This is a genomic window from Variovorax sp. CCNWLW225, from assembly GCF_037204045.1.
Lineage (GTDB): Bacteria > Pseudomonadota > Gammaproteobacteria > Burkholderiales > Burkholderiaceae_C > Variovorax.
Genome location: NZ_JBBCBV010000006.1, coordinates 82,542 through 98,296, shown reverse-complemented (window position 1 = coordinate 98,296; position 15,755 = coordinate 82,542). Strand labels below are relative to the sequence as shown.

Annotated in this window: 12 protein-coding genes; 3 read left to right on the top strand and 9 right to left on the bottom strand. The window is 67.9% G+C overall.

All coding sequences use genetic code 11. The features are described from left to right. Nucleotides 1-72: 72 nt before the first annotated feature. The 6 genes from V9L20_RS13200 to V9L20_RS13175 all read right to left on the bottom strand — a co-directional run bounded on the left by V9L20_RS13200 (nucleotide 73) and on the right by V9L20_RS13175 (nucleotide 9,222). Nucleotides 73-4,194: a translocation/assembly module TamB domain-containing protein gene (locus V9L20_RS13200; RefSeq protein WP_337296941.1), complete on the bottom strand. Its 4,122-nt coding sequence runs from the start codon at nucleotides 4,192-4,194 to the stop codon at nucleotides 73-75. A gap of 14 nt (nucleotides 4,195-4,208) precedes the next feature. After that, nucleotides 4,209-6,146 carry an autotransporter assembly complex protein TamA gene (locus V9L20_RS13195; protein ID WP_337296940.1) on the bottom strand — a complete coding sequence of 646 codons (1,938 nt, stop codon included), beginning with the start codon at nucleotides 6,144-6,146 and terminating at the stop codon, nucleotides 4,209-4,211. A 72-nt stretch (nucleotides 6,147-6,218) separates the two neighbouring features. Beyond that, nucleotides 6,219-7,406 carry a vWA domain-containing protein gene (locus tag V9L20_RS13190; protein WP_337296939.1) on the bottom strand — a complete coding sequence of 396 codons (1,188 nt, stop codon included), beginning with the start codon at nucleotides 7,404-7,406 and terminating at the stop codon, nucleotides 6,219-6,221. A gap of 28 nt (nucleotides 7,407-7,434) precedes the next feature. Beyond that, on the bottom strand, nucleotides 7,435-8,031 hold the full coding sequence (locus V9L20_RS13185; RefSeq protein ID WP_337296938.1) for a GNAT family N-acetyltransferase: 597 nt from the start codon (nucleotides 8,029-8,031) through the stop codon (nucleotides 7,435-7,437). Nucleotides 8,032-8,060: 29 nt separating this feature from the next. Then, a complete protein-coding gene (locus tag V9L20_RS13180) occupies nucleotides 8,061-8,306 on the bottom strand; it encodes a hypothetical protein (RefSeq protein WP_157615888.1) in 246 nt (81 codons plus the stop codon). A gap of 61 nt (nucleotides 8,307-8,367) precedes the next feature. After that, nucleotides 8,368-9,222 carry an AAA family ATPase gene (locus tag V9L20_RS13175; RefSeq protein ID WP_157615886.1) on the bottom strand — a complete coding sequence of 285 codons (855 nt, stop codon included), beginning with the start codon at nucleotides 9,220-9,222 and terminating at the stop codon, nucleotides 8,368-8,370. Nucleotides 9,223-9,384: 162 nt separating this feature from the next. Between V9L20_RS13175 and V9L20_RS13170 the strand changes: the two genes are divergently transcribed. Next, nucleotides 9,385-10,080, top strand: coding sequence for a c-type cytochrome (locus tag V9L20_RS13170; RefSeq protein ID WP_258502355.1), 696 nt, complete (start codon nucleotides 9,385-9,387; stop codon nucleotides 10,078-10,080). A 97-nt stretch (nucleotides 10,081-10,177) separates the two neighbouring features. Here V9L20_RS13170 and pcaG read toward each other — a convergent pair whose 3' ends face one another. Beyond that, a complete protein-coding gene (gene pcaG / locus V9L20_RS13165) occupies nucleotides 10,178-10,789 on the bottom strand; it encodes a protocatechuate 3,4-dioxygenase subunit alpha (protein ID WP_337296937.1) in 612 nt (203 codons plus the stop codon). Nucleotides 10,790-10,800: 11 nt separating this feature from the next. Beyond that, complete coding sequence (pcaH, locus tag V9L20_RS13160; protein ID WP_126747138.1) at nucleotides 10,801-11,532, bottom strand: protocatechuate 3,4-dioxygenase subunit beta; 732 nt, start codon at nucleotides 11,530-11,532, stop codon at nucleotides 10,801-10,803. A gap of 108 nt (nucleotides 11,533-11,640) precedes the next feature. Here pcaH and V9L20_RS13155 point away from each other — a divergent pair, with 108 nt between their 5' ends. Next, a complete protein-coding gene (locus V9L20_RS13155) occupies nucleotides 11,641-12,627 on the top strand; it encodes a LysR substrate-binding domain-containing protein (protein ID WP_337296936.1) in 987 nt (328 codons plus the stop codon). Here the strand turns inward: V9L20_RS13155 and V9L20_RS13150 are convergent. After that, a complete protein-coding gene (locus V9L20_RS13150) occupies nucleotides 12,624-13,058 on the bottom strand; it encodes a DUF1841 family protein (RefSeq protein ID WP_126747136.1) in 435 nt (144 codons plus the stop codon). The genes V9L20_RS13155 and V9L20_RS13150 overlap by 4 nt on opposite strands. Nucleotides 13,059-13,539: 481 nt before the next feature. Between V9L20_RS13150 and V9L20_RS13145 the strand changes: the two genes are divergently transcribed. Then, nucleotides 13,540-15,755 (top strand): hypothetical protein (locus tag V9L20_RS13145; protein WP_443098578.1); only part of this gene is annotated, 2,216 nt, incomplete at its 3' end.

The following is a 15,755-nucleotide window of genomic DNA, read 5'->3' as shown; positions in this document are numbered from 1 at the left end:
TTCCTTGTATTGGAGGGCGCAGATGATTCTTATCCCTGGCGATTGCCGCGGTCAAGGCGGCAGACCCGGACCTCAGTCGTACTTCAGCGTGTAGATCAGGTCGAGCCCGCTCGTCTGGCCGGCCTGCCCGCGCAACGTGAGCCGCTGCGTCAGGTCGTAGAAGATGAAAAGGGTGCCGAAGGTGCCGCCCACGCTGCGCTCGTAGGTGAGGTAGAAATCCTTCGACAGCCGCTTGCCGAGCGTCACGGCCGACTCGCGCAGGTCGCCGCCGTTGCCCGGCCCCTTGAAGCCGAGTTCGTCCAGGCCGAAGCGGCTGGCCAGGCTGCCGCCGCTCCCGCTCTTGCTGACATGGCCGATCAGCGCAAGAGCCGCCTGCTGCAGCAGCGCCGATTCGCCGCCGCTGGTGGCCGAGGCGCGGCCCAGCACCACCCACGAAAGGGTTTCCGCATCCGACAGCGCGGGCTCGGAATAGAGCTTGACGCGCGGCGACTGCGCGGTGCCCGTGATCTGCACGCCGGCACGCTGCGAGATGTTGGGCCGAATGGCCAGGATGTCGAGCGACGGATTGTCGAACGGGCCGTTGAAGCGCGCGAGGCCTGTTTCCACATCGAGCTGCTGTCCGTAGGCGCGGTACTGGCCCTTGACGGTCCTGACCTCGCCGGTGATGCGCGGCGGCGCATTGAGCCGGTTGCTTCGGATTTCCAGATCGCCTTCGAGCCGCGTCGTGATGCCGCGGCCCTGCACCGCGAAGTCGTCGCCCAGGTCGAAGTTCACTGCGATGTCGGGCGGCTTCGCCGTCTGCGGCTTGGCGGCCTGCGCCTCGTTGCGCGCGGCATCGCGCTGGGCCTGCTCGGCCGCCTCGCGGTCCTTGGCGGCGGAGCGCACGACCACGTCGGAGCCCAGGCTGGGTGCGGTCTCGTCAGGCAGGATGATGACGGCGCGGTCGGTCTTGAGCTTGCCGCGCACGTTGAACTGGCCGTTGTCGAGCCGCGCCTGCAGGTTGCCCGAGAGCGTGACTTGCCGATCGGTGCGCACCAGCACGCGCAGCGCGCGCAGGTCGGCCTGCAGGGCCATGCGGATGCCCGTGCTCGACGAACTGGCCGCGCCCCAGCCGATGTCGCCGCGCGCGGTGAGCGAGCCGCCGTCGGTGCCAGCTTCGCTGGCCGCCGTGCTGCGGTTGCCGCTCTGGCCCGCAATGCGCGCGGTGCTGCCGGCGCCGCCCTTCAGCGTGAATTCGGTGATTTCGATTCGCTCGCCCGTGAGCGAGGCGCGCAGGCGGCCGTCGCGCAGGTCCAGCCCTTCGACCGGCGCGCGCAGCGCAAGCTTGTCGGCGCCGAGCGTGCCGTTCCAGCGCGGTGCCGCGCGGTTGCCCGCCAGAACAGCGTCCGCATCCAGCGTGCCGGCCACGCGCCAGCCGGGCGGCGCGAGCATCGACCACACGCCGAGGTTGGGCAGCGTGGCCTTGATGTTGCCGGCCAGCGGCGCATCGGCTGCCCATTGCCAGCCGTCCGCGCGCTGCTGCATGCGCGTGTTCAGCTCGGCATTGATCTTTCCGGCGCGCTCGCTGTCCCACGCCAGGGTGGCGCGCACGGCCTGGCCTTGCGCATCGAGCCGCAGCTCGGCCTGGCGCAGGCCGGCGGGCGTGCTGGGTGCCTCCGCGCCGGCGGTGGCGGAGTTCATCGTGCGCTCGCTGGCCGTGCCGGTGCCGCGGCTGGTGATGCGCGTGACCAAGGCCGCTTCGCCGGCCTGCACGCGGATGTCGCCGCTCTGGCGCGCGAGCCGCGCGTGCGCGCGCAGCGTGTCGCCGGCATCGATGTCCCAGTCGCCGTCGAACATCAGGTCGCCGCTCACGCCCAGTTCATTGAAGGTGGTGCTGGCGCCGAAAGCCTCGGCCCATGCCATCGGCAGGCCCTGCAGCTTGCCCTTCGACTGCACGCGAAAAGCCTGGTTGGGCCCCGCGCCGCTGCGGGTGAAGCGCAGCGGCTGCCATTCGATGCGAACGGTGCCGGGCGCCGGGCCGCGCAGCGTGGCCTCGGCCGCGGAGGCCTCCAGGTCGAGCCGGCTGGTGGTGCCGCTCCCGCTCGTCCTGATGGTGGCGGTGACTTCGCGGCCGAGCTCCACGGTCCACGGTGCGGCGGTGGTGCCCGCGGTGTTGACCCGCGCGCTGTCCTGGGCCTGCAGCCGCAGGCTGGCAAGGGCAGCGCGCCAATGGTTGGGGCCCGCAATGCCGCCGCTCGCGCGGGCGTCGAGCGTGAGCCTTTGCGTGCCGGTGGTGGCCTCGCCCTGCATCGCGAGCGTGGCCTGCGCCAGGCTGCCGTCGAGGGTGGCACGCACGTCCTTCAATTGAACCGCGGTGGCTGCCGCATTGGCATTGGCATTGGCGTTGGCGTTGGCGTTGGCGTTGGCCGCCGGCATGTGCAGATCGAGGCGCGGCACGCCGAGCGTGGCCTTGATGCTCGGTTCCACCGCGCCGCGCTGGGCCGGCGCACCGGGGTTCTCGAGCCGTCGCTGAATGGTCTGCCACCCGCCCTGCCAGCTGGCGTCCAACTGCGCGGAGCCCTTGGCCGTCTTGCCGGCGAACACGTTCGCCATTTCGGGCAGGCCCTCGATCCAGCGCTGCACCGCGTCGGCGTCGTCGATGCGTGCCTTGATGTCGCCGCCGCCCTGCGACGGCGCGATGCGGCCTTCGAGCTGCGCACCGCCGCCCGGAAGCGTCAGGTCGAGCTTGCCGCTCGCGGCCTGCTCGGCCACGCGCACCTGCAGCTTGCCTGCGATGCTGGCGCCTTCGGCCTCCAGGCGCAGCGTGCGCAGGTCGAGCACTTGGTTCTTCCATTGGCCCTGCGCAAGCGCGCGGTCCAGGCCGAAGCCGGGCATCGCCTTGCTGCCGGCGCCGCCTTCGGCCCGCAGTGCCAGGTCGAAGCCGATGGTGTCTTCGCGCTGCTGCGCCGTCGCCGTGCCGCTGATGGGCGCGCCCGACAGCTCGCTGTGCAGCAGGCCTGCGCGCACACCGCGCACCGTGGCGCGCACTTGCCATGGCGCGGGGGCGGGGCTCCAGCGGCCCTCCGCTTCGATGCGGCCGCCGCCTGCGCGCACCACGGCATTGGGAATGGTCCAGTTGGTGCCGTCGAAGCCCACGCGCGCTTCCACCTGCTCGAGTGGCAGCGCGCCCTTGTCCCAGGGCCCGGGCACCGCATTGCGGATGCTGGCCGAGGCCTGCCAGGCCGATGTGCCGGCGGCCGCGTCGGGCTGCAGCTCGACCGTGCCCGTCAGGCGCGTGCGCGGCGCGCCGGGCCACAGGGCGGCCGCATCCACGTTGCGCAGGTCGGCCTTGGCGTCGATGACGGGCTGCGGAAGCCAGGGCGCGATGTTGGCCTGCAGCTTCGCTTCCATCGGATCTTCCGCGGCGGGCTCGGCCGGCTTCAGTTCGGCGGCGACTTGCAGCCGCGCATCGGTGCCGGCAAGCGTGCCCTTGATGGCCGCTTGCGCCAGCACGTCGATGCTGCGTCCTTCTGCCAGCGGTGCCTTCACGCGGCCGTTCAGCGTGGCGTCGATCGCCATGGGCGCGGGGCCCTGCAGCTTCACGCGCGCGCTGTAGTGGCCTTCGGCAATGTCGACGCCCTTGACCTCCAGCTGATGCTCGGCGCCGGTATAGCGATAGCTGCCCGCGAGCTGGTTGGCCTGGAGCGCGGGCGGGCCGCTCCACTGCAGTTGGTCGATGCGAAACGGCACGTCGACCTCGATGGGTAGCGCGAGCTGCTCGAGCGGCTCGGTGGGCGTGTCGCTCGGCGGGCCGCGCTTTTCGATGACGAGCCGCGCCGCGTGCACTTCGCCGAGTTGCAGCTTGCGCTTGAAGAGTGGCGCGAGCTGCCAGCCGATGTCCGCCTCGTGCACCTCCACAGCCAATTTCTCGCTTTGCCAGCGCAGCCAGCCGATGCGCCCACCGGTGCGTAGCGAGCCCGTGACGTCGCGGCTTTCGAGCGTCTGGCCGGCGGGCAGGTAGCGCGCGGCCTTGGCAAGCGCGAATGCCAGCGACTGGTTGGAGCCGAGCCACCACCAGGTACCCGCGCCCAGCACAAGCACCAGCGCGAGCAGGCCCGCGGCGGTCCAGCCCAGCCCACGCAGCACCCGGCGCGTGCGCGAGCGCCGTGCGCGCGGCGCTGCCTTGTCTGGCTGGGGTTCGGCGTCTGTCTGCATCCGTGCGTGCCGCGTCAGAAGGTAAAGCCCAGGCGGAAGTGAAGGCGGAACTTCTTCGTGTCCACGCCGTAGGCAAGGTCGGCCTGCACCGGCCCGACCGGGCTGCGCCAGCGCGCACCCACGCCCACGCCAACCTTGGGCTTGAGCTCCCCGGGCTTGTCGGCGACCGCACCCGCGTCGACGAAGACGGTGCTCTCCCACTCGGTGAGCTTGTCGTTGTAGACGAAGGGACGCTGCCATTCGAGGCTCATCACGCCCAGGTAGCGGCCCGCCACGATCTGGCCGTCGCTGCGCACGGTGCCGATCTGGCGGTAGCTGTAGCCGCGCACCGTGGTGTCGCCGCCGGTCAGGAACATCAGCGTGGAAGGGATCTGTGCGCTTTCCTTGGCCGACACAGCACCGGCTTCGGCGCGCAGCTGGAGCCGACTGCGGCGCGCGAGCGTGGCGGCGTCCTGTCCGTTTCCAAAGCCCAGCGGCAGCACGCCCAGCCAGCGCGCATAGGTGCGCGTGAAAGGCACTTGTTCGCCCGTCAGCGTGTAGCCCGCGGCAAGCTCGAGCGCCAGGCCGTAGCCGCGCGTGGGCGCGGCGTTGTCGTCGAAGTAGCGGCCGGTCCAGCCCCAGTTGGCAGTGACGGCGGAGGCGGAGGGCGGGGCGTTGGTGCCGCGGTTCTGCGCGTAGTCGTACTGCAGGAAGTAGCTGCGGTCGATGTGGCCGCTCGACTTGTTGCGCCCGCTGCGCACGCGGCCGCTGTCGACCACATAGCTGCCCGAGGTTTCGCTCTTGAGTTCGGCGCCGGCAAACCAGCGCCAGCCGGTGTCGTCGGGAATGCCGTTCCATTCCGTGCCCAGCGACTTGATGTCCCGGTCGACCGACAGGCGCGACACGGCGCGCCAGCCGAGCAGCGGCAAGCGGTTGTGGATGTGGTCGATCGACAGCCGCGGCCCGTTGTCGGTGGTGAAGCCGGCGCCCAGCACCACCTTCTGCATGGGGGCTTCGCGCAATTGCGCGATCACGGGAGCGGCCAGCGGCGTGCCGCTTTCGGTGTCGAGCGTGAGGAACACCGAGTCGTAATAACCGCTGCTGGCCAGGCGCTGCTGGGCATCGAGCAGCTTCTGCTGGTCGTAGTCGGTGCCGGTCGGAAGCTGCGCGATGCGGCGCGCGCCGTCCGCGTCGTAGCGCTCGACGCCGCGCAGCACGAGCGGGCCGAAGCGGTAGGCCGGCCCCGATTGGTAGGTGACGCTGAGCCGCACCTCCTGCCGGTCGGCATCGACCTCGGCGCGGCTCACCTCGATGCTGCCGGTGGGAAAGCGCTTGGCGGTGAGGCTGCGCAAGGCGGTGTTCTTGGCGTTGTCCCAGCCCTGCTGCGTGAAGGGTTGGCCGGCCCGCAGCGCCCAGGCGGTGCGTATCGAATCGCGCTGGGCTTCGGCGGTGGGGTCGCTGGCAATCTGGCCGCCGTAGCTGATCTGCACCGTGCTCACGCGGGTGAGCTCGCCGGGCGCCACGGTAATGACGATCTCGCGCGGGGCCTTGGTGCTGGCCGGCGTTTCGTTGAGCTCCAGCGTCAGCGTGGGCGTGAAGTAGCCCAGCGTGCCGAGCAGTTCGCGGGCATTGCCTTCCGCCGCCACCATGAGCCGCGAGATCTCGGTGGCGCCCAGGTCGTCGAGCGTGCGGTAGCGCTGGATGTCGAGGTGCAGCGAGAGGTATTCGCGCACCGCGGCGGGCCCGCGAACATCTACGGTGAAGGCATCGCGCCGGCCGCGCTTCTCGCCTTCCTTGGTGCCTTCATCAGCGGCTGTAGCCGCGGTGTCGCCGTTGCGCACCAGCACGGGGGAGGGGGTGTCCTTGGCTGCGTCTTTCCTGGGCAGCAGACTGCACCCCTGCAAAAGCAGGACGCCGCAAAAAAGCAAAGCCGGCAACCACGCCGGCGCAAAGACTGGAACCACCCTGAACATGGGCGGATTTTGACAGCAAGGCGAGTGGGCTTTGGAAGCATCCGGAAACAGGTCGGCCCCGCCCACGCGGGCTTACTTCGAAAGCATTCGCATTGCTTCTTCGAGGCCCCGCAGCGTGAGCGGGTACATGCGGTTGGACATGAGCTGCTGCATCACCGCAATGCTCTGGCGGTATTGCCACACGCCTTGCGGCTCGGGGTTGATCCAGGCGAACTTCGGAAACACGTGCGTCAGGCGCTGCATCCACTCGGCGCCGGCTTCCTCGTTGTTGTATTCGACGCTGCCGCCGGGCTGCAGGATTTCGTACGGGCTCATGGTCGCGTCGCCGACGAAGATGAGCTTGTAGTCCTTGTTGTACTTGCGCAGGATGTCCCAGGTCGCGAACTTCTCGGAGAAGCGGCGCTTGTTGTTCTTCCACATGAAGTCGTACACGCAGTTGTGGAAGTAGTAGAACTCCAGGTGCTTGAACTCGGTCTTCACGGCCGAGAACAGCTCTTCCACGCGCTGGATGTGCTCGTCCATGGTGCCGCCCACGTCCATCAGCAGCAGCACCTTCACGTTGTTGTGGCGCTCCGGCCGCATCTTGATGTCGAGGTAGCCCGCATTGGCCGCGGTGGAGTGGATGGTGTCGTCCAGGTCCAGCTCTTCGTCGTGGCCTTCGCGCGCAAACTTGCGCAGCCGGCGCAGCGCCACCTTGATGTTGCGCGTGCCCAGCTCCTGGCTGTCGTCGTAGTCCTTGTAGGCGCGCTGGTCCCACACCTTCACCGCGCTCTTGTTCTTGCCTGCGCCGCCGATGCGAATGCCCTGGGGGTTGTAGCCGCCGTGGCCGAAGGGCGAGGTGCCGCCGGTGCCGATCCACTTGTTGCCGCCCTCGTGGCGCTCTTTCTGCTCTTCGAAGCGCTTCTTGAGCGTTTCCATGAGCTCGTCCCAGCCCATCTTCTCGATCTTGGCTTTTTCCTCGGCGGTGAATTCCCGTTCCAGCGTCTTGCGCAGCCAGTCGAGCGGCACTTCCTTGGTGAAGTCGGCCAGCATTTCCACGCCCTTGAAGTAGGCGGCAAAGGCGCGGTCGAACTTGTCGTAGTGCTTCTCGTCCTTGACGAGCGCGGTGCGCGAGAGATAGTAGAAGTCGTCGATGCCGTAGGCGCCGTCGGAGTTGGGCCCCACCACATCGGCCTGCAGCGCCTCGAGCAGCGTGAGGTATTCCTTGACCGACACCGGCAGCTTGGCCGAGCGCAGGGTGTAGAAGAAATCGATCAGCATGGCGGGCTTTTCTTTCCTTGAACTTCGTTCAGCTTCGCGGCTTGTCGAGCAGGTAGAGCAGCTGGGCCTTCACCTCGGGCCACTCGCCCGAGCGCAGGCTGTACATGACCGTGTCGCGGATCGTGCCGTCGCGGCGCATGGCGTGACCGCGAATCACGCCGTCTTTCTTGGCGCCGAGCCGCTCGATGGCTTGCTGCGAAGCGAAGTTGAAATTGTCGGTGCGCCAGCCCACCACGTTGCAGCCGAGGGTATCGAAGGCATGCGTCAGCATGAGCAGCTTGCAGGTGGTGTTGACGTGCGTGCGCTGGCAGCGCGTGGCATACCACGTGTAGCCGATCTCCACCCGCTTCACGGCCGGCAGGATGTCGTGAAAGCTGGTGCTGCCGAGCACGGTGCCGGTTCCGGCCTCGGTCACGGCAAAGGCAAAGCGGTGGCCGGCTTCGCGCCCCTGTAGGGCGGCTTCTATGTAGGCGCGGGTTTCGTGCGGCTCGGGCACGGAGGTGATGCGCAGCTTCCAGAGCTCGCCGTCGGCCGCGGCGGCGCGCAGGCCCTCTTCATGGTCGAGCGACAGCGGCACCAGGGCCAGGTCGCGCGCCTTCAGCGTGACAGGTTCGACGAACGCCATCTTCCAGACACCCTTCTCGATTGAATTTTTCAGCGCTGCGGCTTGCCGTACTTGCGGTCGTACCACGCGCGCGCCAGTTGCACGCCGCCGCCGCCACCCAGGCCGATCAGCAGAATGCCGAAGATCTCGCGGTTGCCGTAGCCGTTGGCGCCGAAGGCGTCGAGCCCCAGCTGGAGGCCGATCCAGCGGCCGAGCAGTGCACCGGCCACGAACAGCACGGCCTGCGCAACGCCCAGCTTGAGCAGCTGGCCGACGGGATGCGGCTGCTGGCTCACAAGAAAACCTCCGTGCTTCGCACTGCGGTGCGAGTCCCCTTCGAAGCGGCCGGGCGGGGACTCATCGGTTGTTCCGCTGCATGAAGACGAGCTTCTCGAACAGCGTCACGTCTTGCTCGTTCTTGAGCAGCGCGCCCACAAGGGGCGGCACCGCAACCTTGTCGTCCTTGCTTTGCAGGGCTTCGAGCGGAATGTCCTCGGCCACCAGCAGCTTGAGCCAGTCGAGCAGCTCCGAGGTGGAGGGCTTCTTCTTCAGGCCCGGCAGGTTGCGCACGTCGTAGAAGGTCTTCATCGCAGCCGTGAGCAGCTCTTGCTTCAGGCCGGGGAAGTGCACGGCGACGATGTGCTTCATCGTCTCGGCGTCGGGGAACTTGATGTAGTGGAAGAAGCAGCGGCGCAAAAAGGCGTCGGGCAGCTCCTTCTCGTTGTTGGAGGTGATGAACACCACCGGCCGGTGCTTGGCGCGGATGAGTTCGCGCGTTTCGTAGCAGTAGAACTCCATGCGGTCGATCTCGCGCAGCAGGTCGTTCGGAAACTCGATGTCGGCCTTGTCGATCTCGTCGATGAGAAGCGCCACCGGCTGGTCGGCCGTGAAGGCCTGCCAGAGCACGCCCTTGACGATGTAGTTCTGGATGTCCTTGACGCGCTCGCCGCCGTCCACGTCCTTGAGCTGCGAGTCGCGCAGGCGGCTCACCGCGTCGTATTCATACAGGCCCTGCTGCGCCTTGGTGGTCGACTTGATGTGCCACTGCAGGAGCGGCAGCCCTAGCGATTCGGCCACTTCCTCCGCCAGCATGGTCTTGCCGGTGCCGGGCTCGCCCTTGACGAGCAGCGGGCGCTTGAGGGTGATGGCGGCATTGACGGCCAGCATCAGGTCCTGGGTGGCAACGTAATTGTCTGAGCCCTTGAATTTCATGAGTGAACGGGAAGCAAGTGGAGGAGGCAGGGTGGAGAAAAGAACACACTCGATTCGCTTCGCGCAACCTCTTGGGCGGCTTGCCGGGGGTCTTGGAAGACCCTTGCATATAATCGAATGTTGATTCGAAAAACTGTATCTCCACGAGATTGTGCGCGCAAAATGAACAAGTTGTTGACCACGATGTTTGCCTTCGCTGTCGCTTGCGTGACGGTCTCGGCGCAAGCCCAGCAAGTCACGGGCAAGGCCCAGGACGGTTCCAAGAAGGTGGCAATGTGCGTGGGCTGCCACGGCATCATTGGCTACCAGGCCAGCTTTCCGGAGATCCACAAGGTACCGATGATTGCCGGCCAGAGCGCCAGCTACATCTCTGCCGCGCTCACCGCCTACAAGGGCGGCGACCGCAAGCACCCCACCATGCGCGCCATTGCCGACAGCCTGAGCGAGCAGGACATTGCCGACATTGCCGCCTACTACAGCCAGTTGGGCCTGAAGGAAGGCGACGCGCCCCCGGCCGCAACGGCCAAGCCCATGCCTGAGAACATCCAGGCCCTGGTGTCCCGCGACAAGGACAACAGCTGCACCAAGTGCCACGGCGCCAACTTCAACACGCCGAACGACGGCACGGTGCCCAAGCTGGCTGGCCAGCATGCCGATTACCTCTTCGTCGCGCTCAAGTCGTACCGCGTCAAGAACAACCTGCACCTGGGCCGTTCGAACGCGGTCATGGCGCAGCAGGTCGAGCCCAAGAAGTTCACCAACGCCGAACTCAAGACGCTCGCCAACTACATCAGCACGCTGCCGGGCGAACTCAAGACGGTGCCTGAATCGCGCCTGCACCGCAGCGGCGGCGAGTAACCAGCCAAGGCCCCGGCAGCAACGCAGAGTTGCCTGCCGCGCACGAGAAAAAGCCCGCTTCGAGCGGGCTTTTTTGTGCCTGCGGGTTTCCCCGCAGTCAGACGTCGAAGAACACCGTTTCGTCGGCGCCCTGCATGCGGATGTCGATGCGGTAGCTCACCGCGCCGCCGCGCTCCACGCGCTCGGCAACCAGCGTGTGGCGGCGCTCGGCCGGCACGCTGGCCAGCACCGCGTCTTTTGCGTTCGCCTCGGCCTCGTCGCTGAAATACACGCGCGTGAACGCATGCAGCAGCAGGCCGCGCATCAGCACGATCACGTTGATGTGCGGGGCTTCGCCCGGCGTTTCAGCGCCCGGCTTCACCGTGTGGAACACGAAGCGGTTCTGCGGATCGGTGCCGGTGCCGGCGCGTCCGAAGGCGCGAAAGCCCATTTCGCGCGCCTCGGCCGGGGTTTGCGGATAGCGGCCTTCGCCGTCCGCCTGGCTGATTTCGACCAGCGCGTCGCCGATCGGGTTGCCGTCGCCGTCGAGCACACGGCCTTCGAGGCGAATGCGCTCGCCCGCGGCATTGTCCAGCGCCACGGTGGCGTCGAAGGGCTGGTTGAAGTCGTAGCCGTACTGCGTGGCCGTGAGGCCGTAGGCGAAGTAGGGGCCCACGGTCTGGGAGGGGGTCTGGCCGAAGTCGGCTTCCTGGGCGGTCATCAATGGCATGGGAAATCCTTTCAGCGGTTCTCGAACGGCGTTTCGTCGGCGCCGCGCAGCACGATGTCGAACTGGTAGCCCAGCGCGTAGCCCTCTTCGGTGATGTCGAGGCTGAAATCGGCGATGAGGCGGTTGCGGTAGCGCTCGGGCGTGCCGGTGATCATCGGGTCGTACTGCAGCAGCGGGTCGCCGGGAAAGTACATCTGCGTGACCAGGCGGCTCGCAAAGCTCTGGCCGAACAGCGACAGGTGGATGTGCTGCGGACGCCAGGCGTTCGGATGGTTGCCCCACGGGTACGCCCCGGGCTTGATGGTGAGAAAGCGGTAGCGGCCCTCGCTGTCGGTCAGGCAGCGGCCCGCGCCCAGAAAGTTGGGGTCGAGCGGCGCGTCGTGCTGGTCGACCTTGTGCACGTAGCGGCCCGAGGCGTTGGCCTGCCACAGCTCCACCAGCGTGTTGGCGACCGGGCGGCGGCGCTCGTCGAGCACCTGGCCGGTCAGGATCATGCGTTCGCCCAGCGGCTCGCCGTTCTTGCGCGCGTTGCGCGTCAGGTCATGGTCGAACTCGCCGATGCTGTCGTGGCCATAGACCGGCTGCTGCAGCTCGCCCAGCGAGGCCTTCAGCGGCACCAGCGGCTTTTGCGGGCCGCGCTTCACGGTGGACTTGTAGCCGGGGTAGACGTAGGAGGGATGGGCTTCCCAGTCGCGCGGCGTGAGGATGGCCGAGGGGGTCTTGGCCTTTGTGTTGGTCAACATGTCGTTGTCTCCTGTCGTGGGGACGGATCGAATCCGGAACCCGGACTTTAGAAGTCCCGTCCGATGATGTAAATTGAAGATTGATTCGTTCTGAATAACCAACGGTAATTGAAAAACACCGCCGACCTTCGCCAGGATTTCGTGCGCAACGTGCAGTTGCGCCACCTGCGCTGCCTTGTCGCGGTGGCGCAGGAGCGCCATCTGGCGCGCGCCGCCGAGCGGCTTTCGCTGAGCCAGCCGGCGGTTTCCAAGACGCTCTCCGAGCTTGAATCCATCGTTGGCACGCGCCTGGTCGAGCGCAGCAAGGCCGGCCGGCGCGGCGTGCAGGGGCTCGCGCCCGCCGGCGAGCAACTGCTGGCTCATGCGCTGCGCGTGCTCGAGGCGCTCGACGCCAGCGCCGAGGCCGTGGCGCCCGCCTCGGGCGAGCGCGTCGAGCGGCTGCGTATCGGCGCGCTGCCAAGTGTGGCGCCGGCCCTGCTGCCCATGGCGCTCGCGCGCTTTCGCGAGCGCTGGCCCGCGGTCCAGGTGGTGGTGAAGACTGCGGCCAACCCGGTGTTGCTCGATGAACTGCGCGCCGGCGAGCTCGACTTGGTAGTCGGCCGCATGAGCGACCCGCGCCTGATGGGCGGGCTCAGCTTCGAGCTGCTCTACACGGAGCCGCTGGTGTTTGCCGTGCGCGCGGGCCATCCGCTCGCGGTGCGGCCCGCCCGGGCGGTGTCGGTGCAGGCGGTGCTCGACTATCCGCTCGTGGTGTACGGCGAGGGCACGATCCCCCGCCACAACACCGAAAGTTTCTTGTCCGCGCGCGGCCTGGCGCTGCCCGCCAACGCGCTGCAGACGCTCGACGTGGCGGTGGCGCGCGGCCTGCTGGCGGTTTCCGATGCGGTGTGGATCACCCCCCTTGGCGCCGCGCGCGGGGAACTGGCCGACGCGCGCCTGGTCAGGCTGCGCATCGAAACCGCCGGCACCGATGAGCCCGTGGGCCTGCTGCTGCGCAGCGAGGCCGAGCCTTCCGCCCTGCGAGGCGCCATGGCGGCCCTGCTGCGTGAAGGCGCGAAGCAGCAGGGGGCGCTGCCAGCCCGAAAGGCCGGCTAGTCCTTGGTTGCGCGGCGCTGCACGCAGGCCACGTAGCCATCGCCATCAGGCGGCCGTCCGGCGCGCTGGCTCTCCCACATCATCTGCCCGAGGCATTCCATCGCCTCATGGTGCGCATCGAGCAATGAGCCGCGGCGCGCCGCCAACAGCTCGACAGCCTGGCGGATTCCGCGCGGCTGGTCGATCGAGCATTGCTCGCTGATCGAAAGATGCATCGACAGGTGCAGGAACGGGTTCTCGCGCCCGTTCGCGCCGTCGTACACGCGCGCCACCGCCGCGTCGGCATCGGCCAGGTCCTCGTGGTATTCGGGGTGCGCGTCGATCCATCCCGCGGCAATCGTTTCGAGGGCTTCCATCGGCAAGCCTTGCCGGTGCTTCGCATACACGTCGCAGAAAAAGCGGCGCACGTCTTCCTGGGAGGGATTGAACATATCTATATGAGGGAGCCGAGAAGGAGAAGAAAAAGGTGGGGAGATCCGCGTGTGAATGGTCCCGGAACACGCCGGATGTTCCGGTAGCACGACGTTACATCGTTACGTAACGAACGGCCAAAACACCCCCGCGAGGGCTGTTTTTGGCCGGACCTCTTGACCCGGAAATTAAAAAAATTGTCATGTAAATCAAAGACTTGCATCGTTTGTGATGCTGCGGCGAACATCTGTTAACGATTTGGCACGCCAGTTGCCCCTGTACATGCATCTTTTGTCACAGAGGCCAACCATGAACGCACCCCAAGCATCGACCGTTTCGACCGAAGGACTCGCCGCCAGTGGCGTGGCTCCCGTGGTCATCGCCCAAGCCACCAGCATGCCGCTCGGCGCCCCCGCCGCAGCCAGCTCGATGGCGCCTGCCGCAAGCGCGGCACCTGCCGGCATCGGCACATTGTCCAATGCTACGCCGGGCGTTGCCGTGATGCGCGAAGGCGTCCGTATTCCGGTGGACGGCAACCAGACACTGATGGCGGGCGACCGCGTGATCGTTCCCGAAGGCGGCCAGGCCAACGTGCTGTTCCCCGGCTCGGCCACCAACAAGGCGCCGCTGGCCGGCGTCTTCACCGGCGGTACCGACGCCACCATCGGCTCGACCAAGCTGCCCGGCGGCCTCGAACAAGTGAACGTGGATGTCGCCTCGGGCGACCTGCAGGTGACCCCTCCCGACAGCGATGCCGATGCGGCCGCGCTGGCCGTCACCAAGAAGGTTGCCGCAGGCGGCGGCCTCGGCCTGGGCGAATTCGCGCTGGGCGCACTGGGCGCCGCCGGCCTGGGTGCCGCACTCGGCGGTGGCGGCGGCGGCGATGGTGGAACGATTCCGTTCTTCGTCGGTGCGGGTGAGACGGATGCCGACGCGGATGCGGACGCCGACGCGGATGCAGATGCGGACGGTGACGCCGACGCTGACGCCGATGCCGATGCCGATGCCGATGCTGACGCCGACGCCGACGCCGACGCCGACGCCGATGCCGATGCCGATGCCGATGCCGATGCCGATGCCGATGCCGACGCTGACGCTGACGCTGACGCCGATGCCGATGCCGACGCTGACGCCGATGCCGATGCCGATGCCGATGCCGATGCCGATGCCGACGCTGACGCCGATGCCGATGCAGACGCCGATGCAGACGCCGATGCAGACGCAGACTCGGACTCCGATGCCGACGGCAATGGCCTCCTCAACCCGGGCGACAACCTCCTTGAAGGCGCAGTCGGCACGACAGACGGCAACTTGGGCCTCGGTGGTTCTCTCAACCCGGTGCCGGGTGTGATCGACAGCACAACCGACCTCGTCGATGACCTGGTCTCCCCGTTGCTCGGCGAGAACTTCACGCGCAACGATCCGAACCAACTCGACCCGGTCGACGATTTCGCCGAAACCGTTGTCGACGGCTTGGGCGGCGTGGCAGGCCCCATTGCCAGCGCCCTTCTGGGCGAAGGCGCTCTCGATTCGGTGGTGGGCCAGGTCGACCACGTCACAGACGCTCTCCAGAACGGTCTCGACAATCTCGTGGGCGAAAACGGCATCCTCAGCGGCGCAACCACGGCCCTGGGCCTGGACGGTGTTCTTGAAGACCTCGTCGGCGACGGCGGCGCGCTTGGCAACGTGGTCGAAGGCGTTCTCGGCGACGGCAGCCTGCTCCAGACTCTGGTGAGCGAGGACGGCCTCGTGGGGGGCCTTCTCGCAGAAGACGGTGCCTTGGGCAATCTCATCGGAGAAGACAGCGCTGTGGGCGGCCTGCTGAACAACGTGCTGGGCGAAGACGGCCTCGCAGGTGGCCTGCTCGGCGATGACGGCTTGCTGGGCGGCGTGCTCGGCGGACCGCTGGGCGATGAGGGCCTGCTGGGTGGTGTGCTCGGCGGCGACGGCCTGGTGGGCGGTCTGCTGGGGGACGGCTTGGTGGGTGGCCTGCTCGGCGGAGAAGGCACCTTGGCCGGCCTGCTCGGCAGCGAAGGCCTGACCGGCGGATTGCTGGGACAGGAGGGCGTGGTCGACAACCTGCTCGGGGCGAACGGCGTGGTTGGCGGCCTGATCGAAGGCAGTCCGCTCGGCGGGCTGCTGGGCGGTGAAGACGGCCTGCTCGGTGGCCTCACCGACGGTGTGCTGGGCGACAACGGCTTGCTGGGCGGCGTTCTCGGCAGCGAAGGCGTGGTGGGCGGCCTGCTCGGCGACGATGGCCTGCTGGGTGGTACCGGCCCGCTGGGCAGCCTCCTTGCCGAAGACGGCCTCCTCGGCGGCGTGCTCGGCGACGAGGGCGTGGTGGGCGGCCTGCTTGGCGACGACGGCTTGCTGGGCGGCGTCCTCGGCGGAGACGGCTTGCTTGGCGGCTTGCTGGGAGAAGAGGGCATTGTCGGCGGCCTCCTGGGCGACGACGGCCTCGTGGGTGGCCTGCTTGGTGGCGACCTCCTCGGCGGCGACCTGCTGGGCGGCGTGCTCGGTGAAGACGGCATCGTCGGCGGCCTGGTCGGTGGAGACCTCCTCGGCGGCGACCTGCTGGGCGGCGTGCTCGGTGAAGACGGCATCGTCGGCGGCCTGGTTGGCGGCGATCTCCTCGGCGGTGACCTGCTGGGCGGCGTGCTCGGTGAAGACGGCATCGTCGGCGGCCTGGTTGGCGGCGATCTCCTCGGCGGTGACCT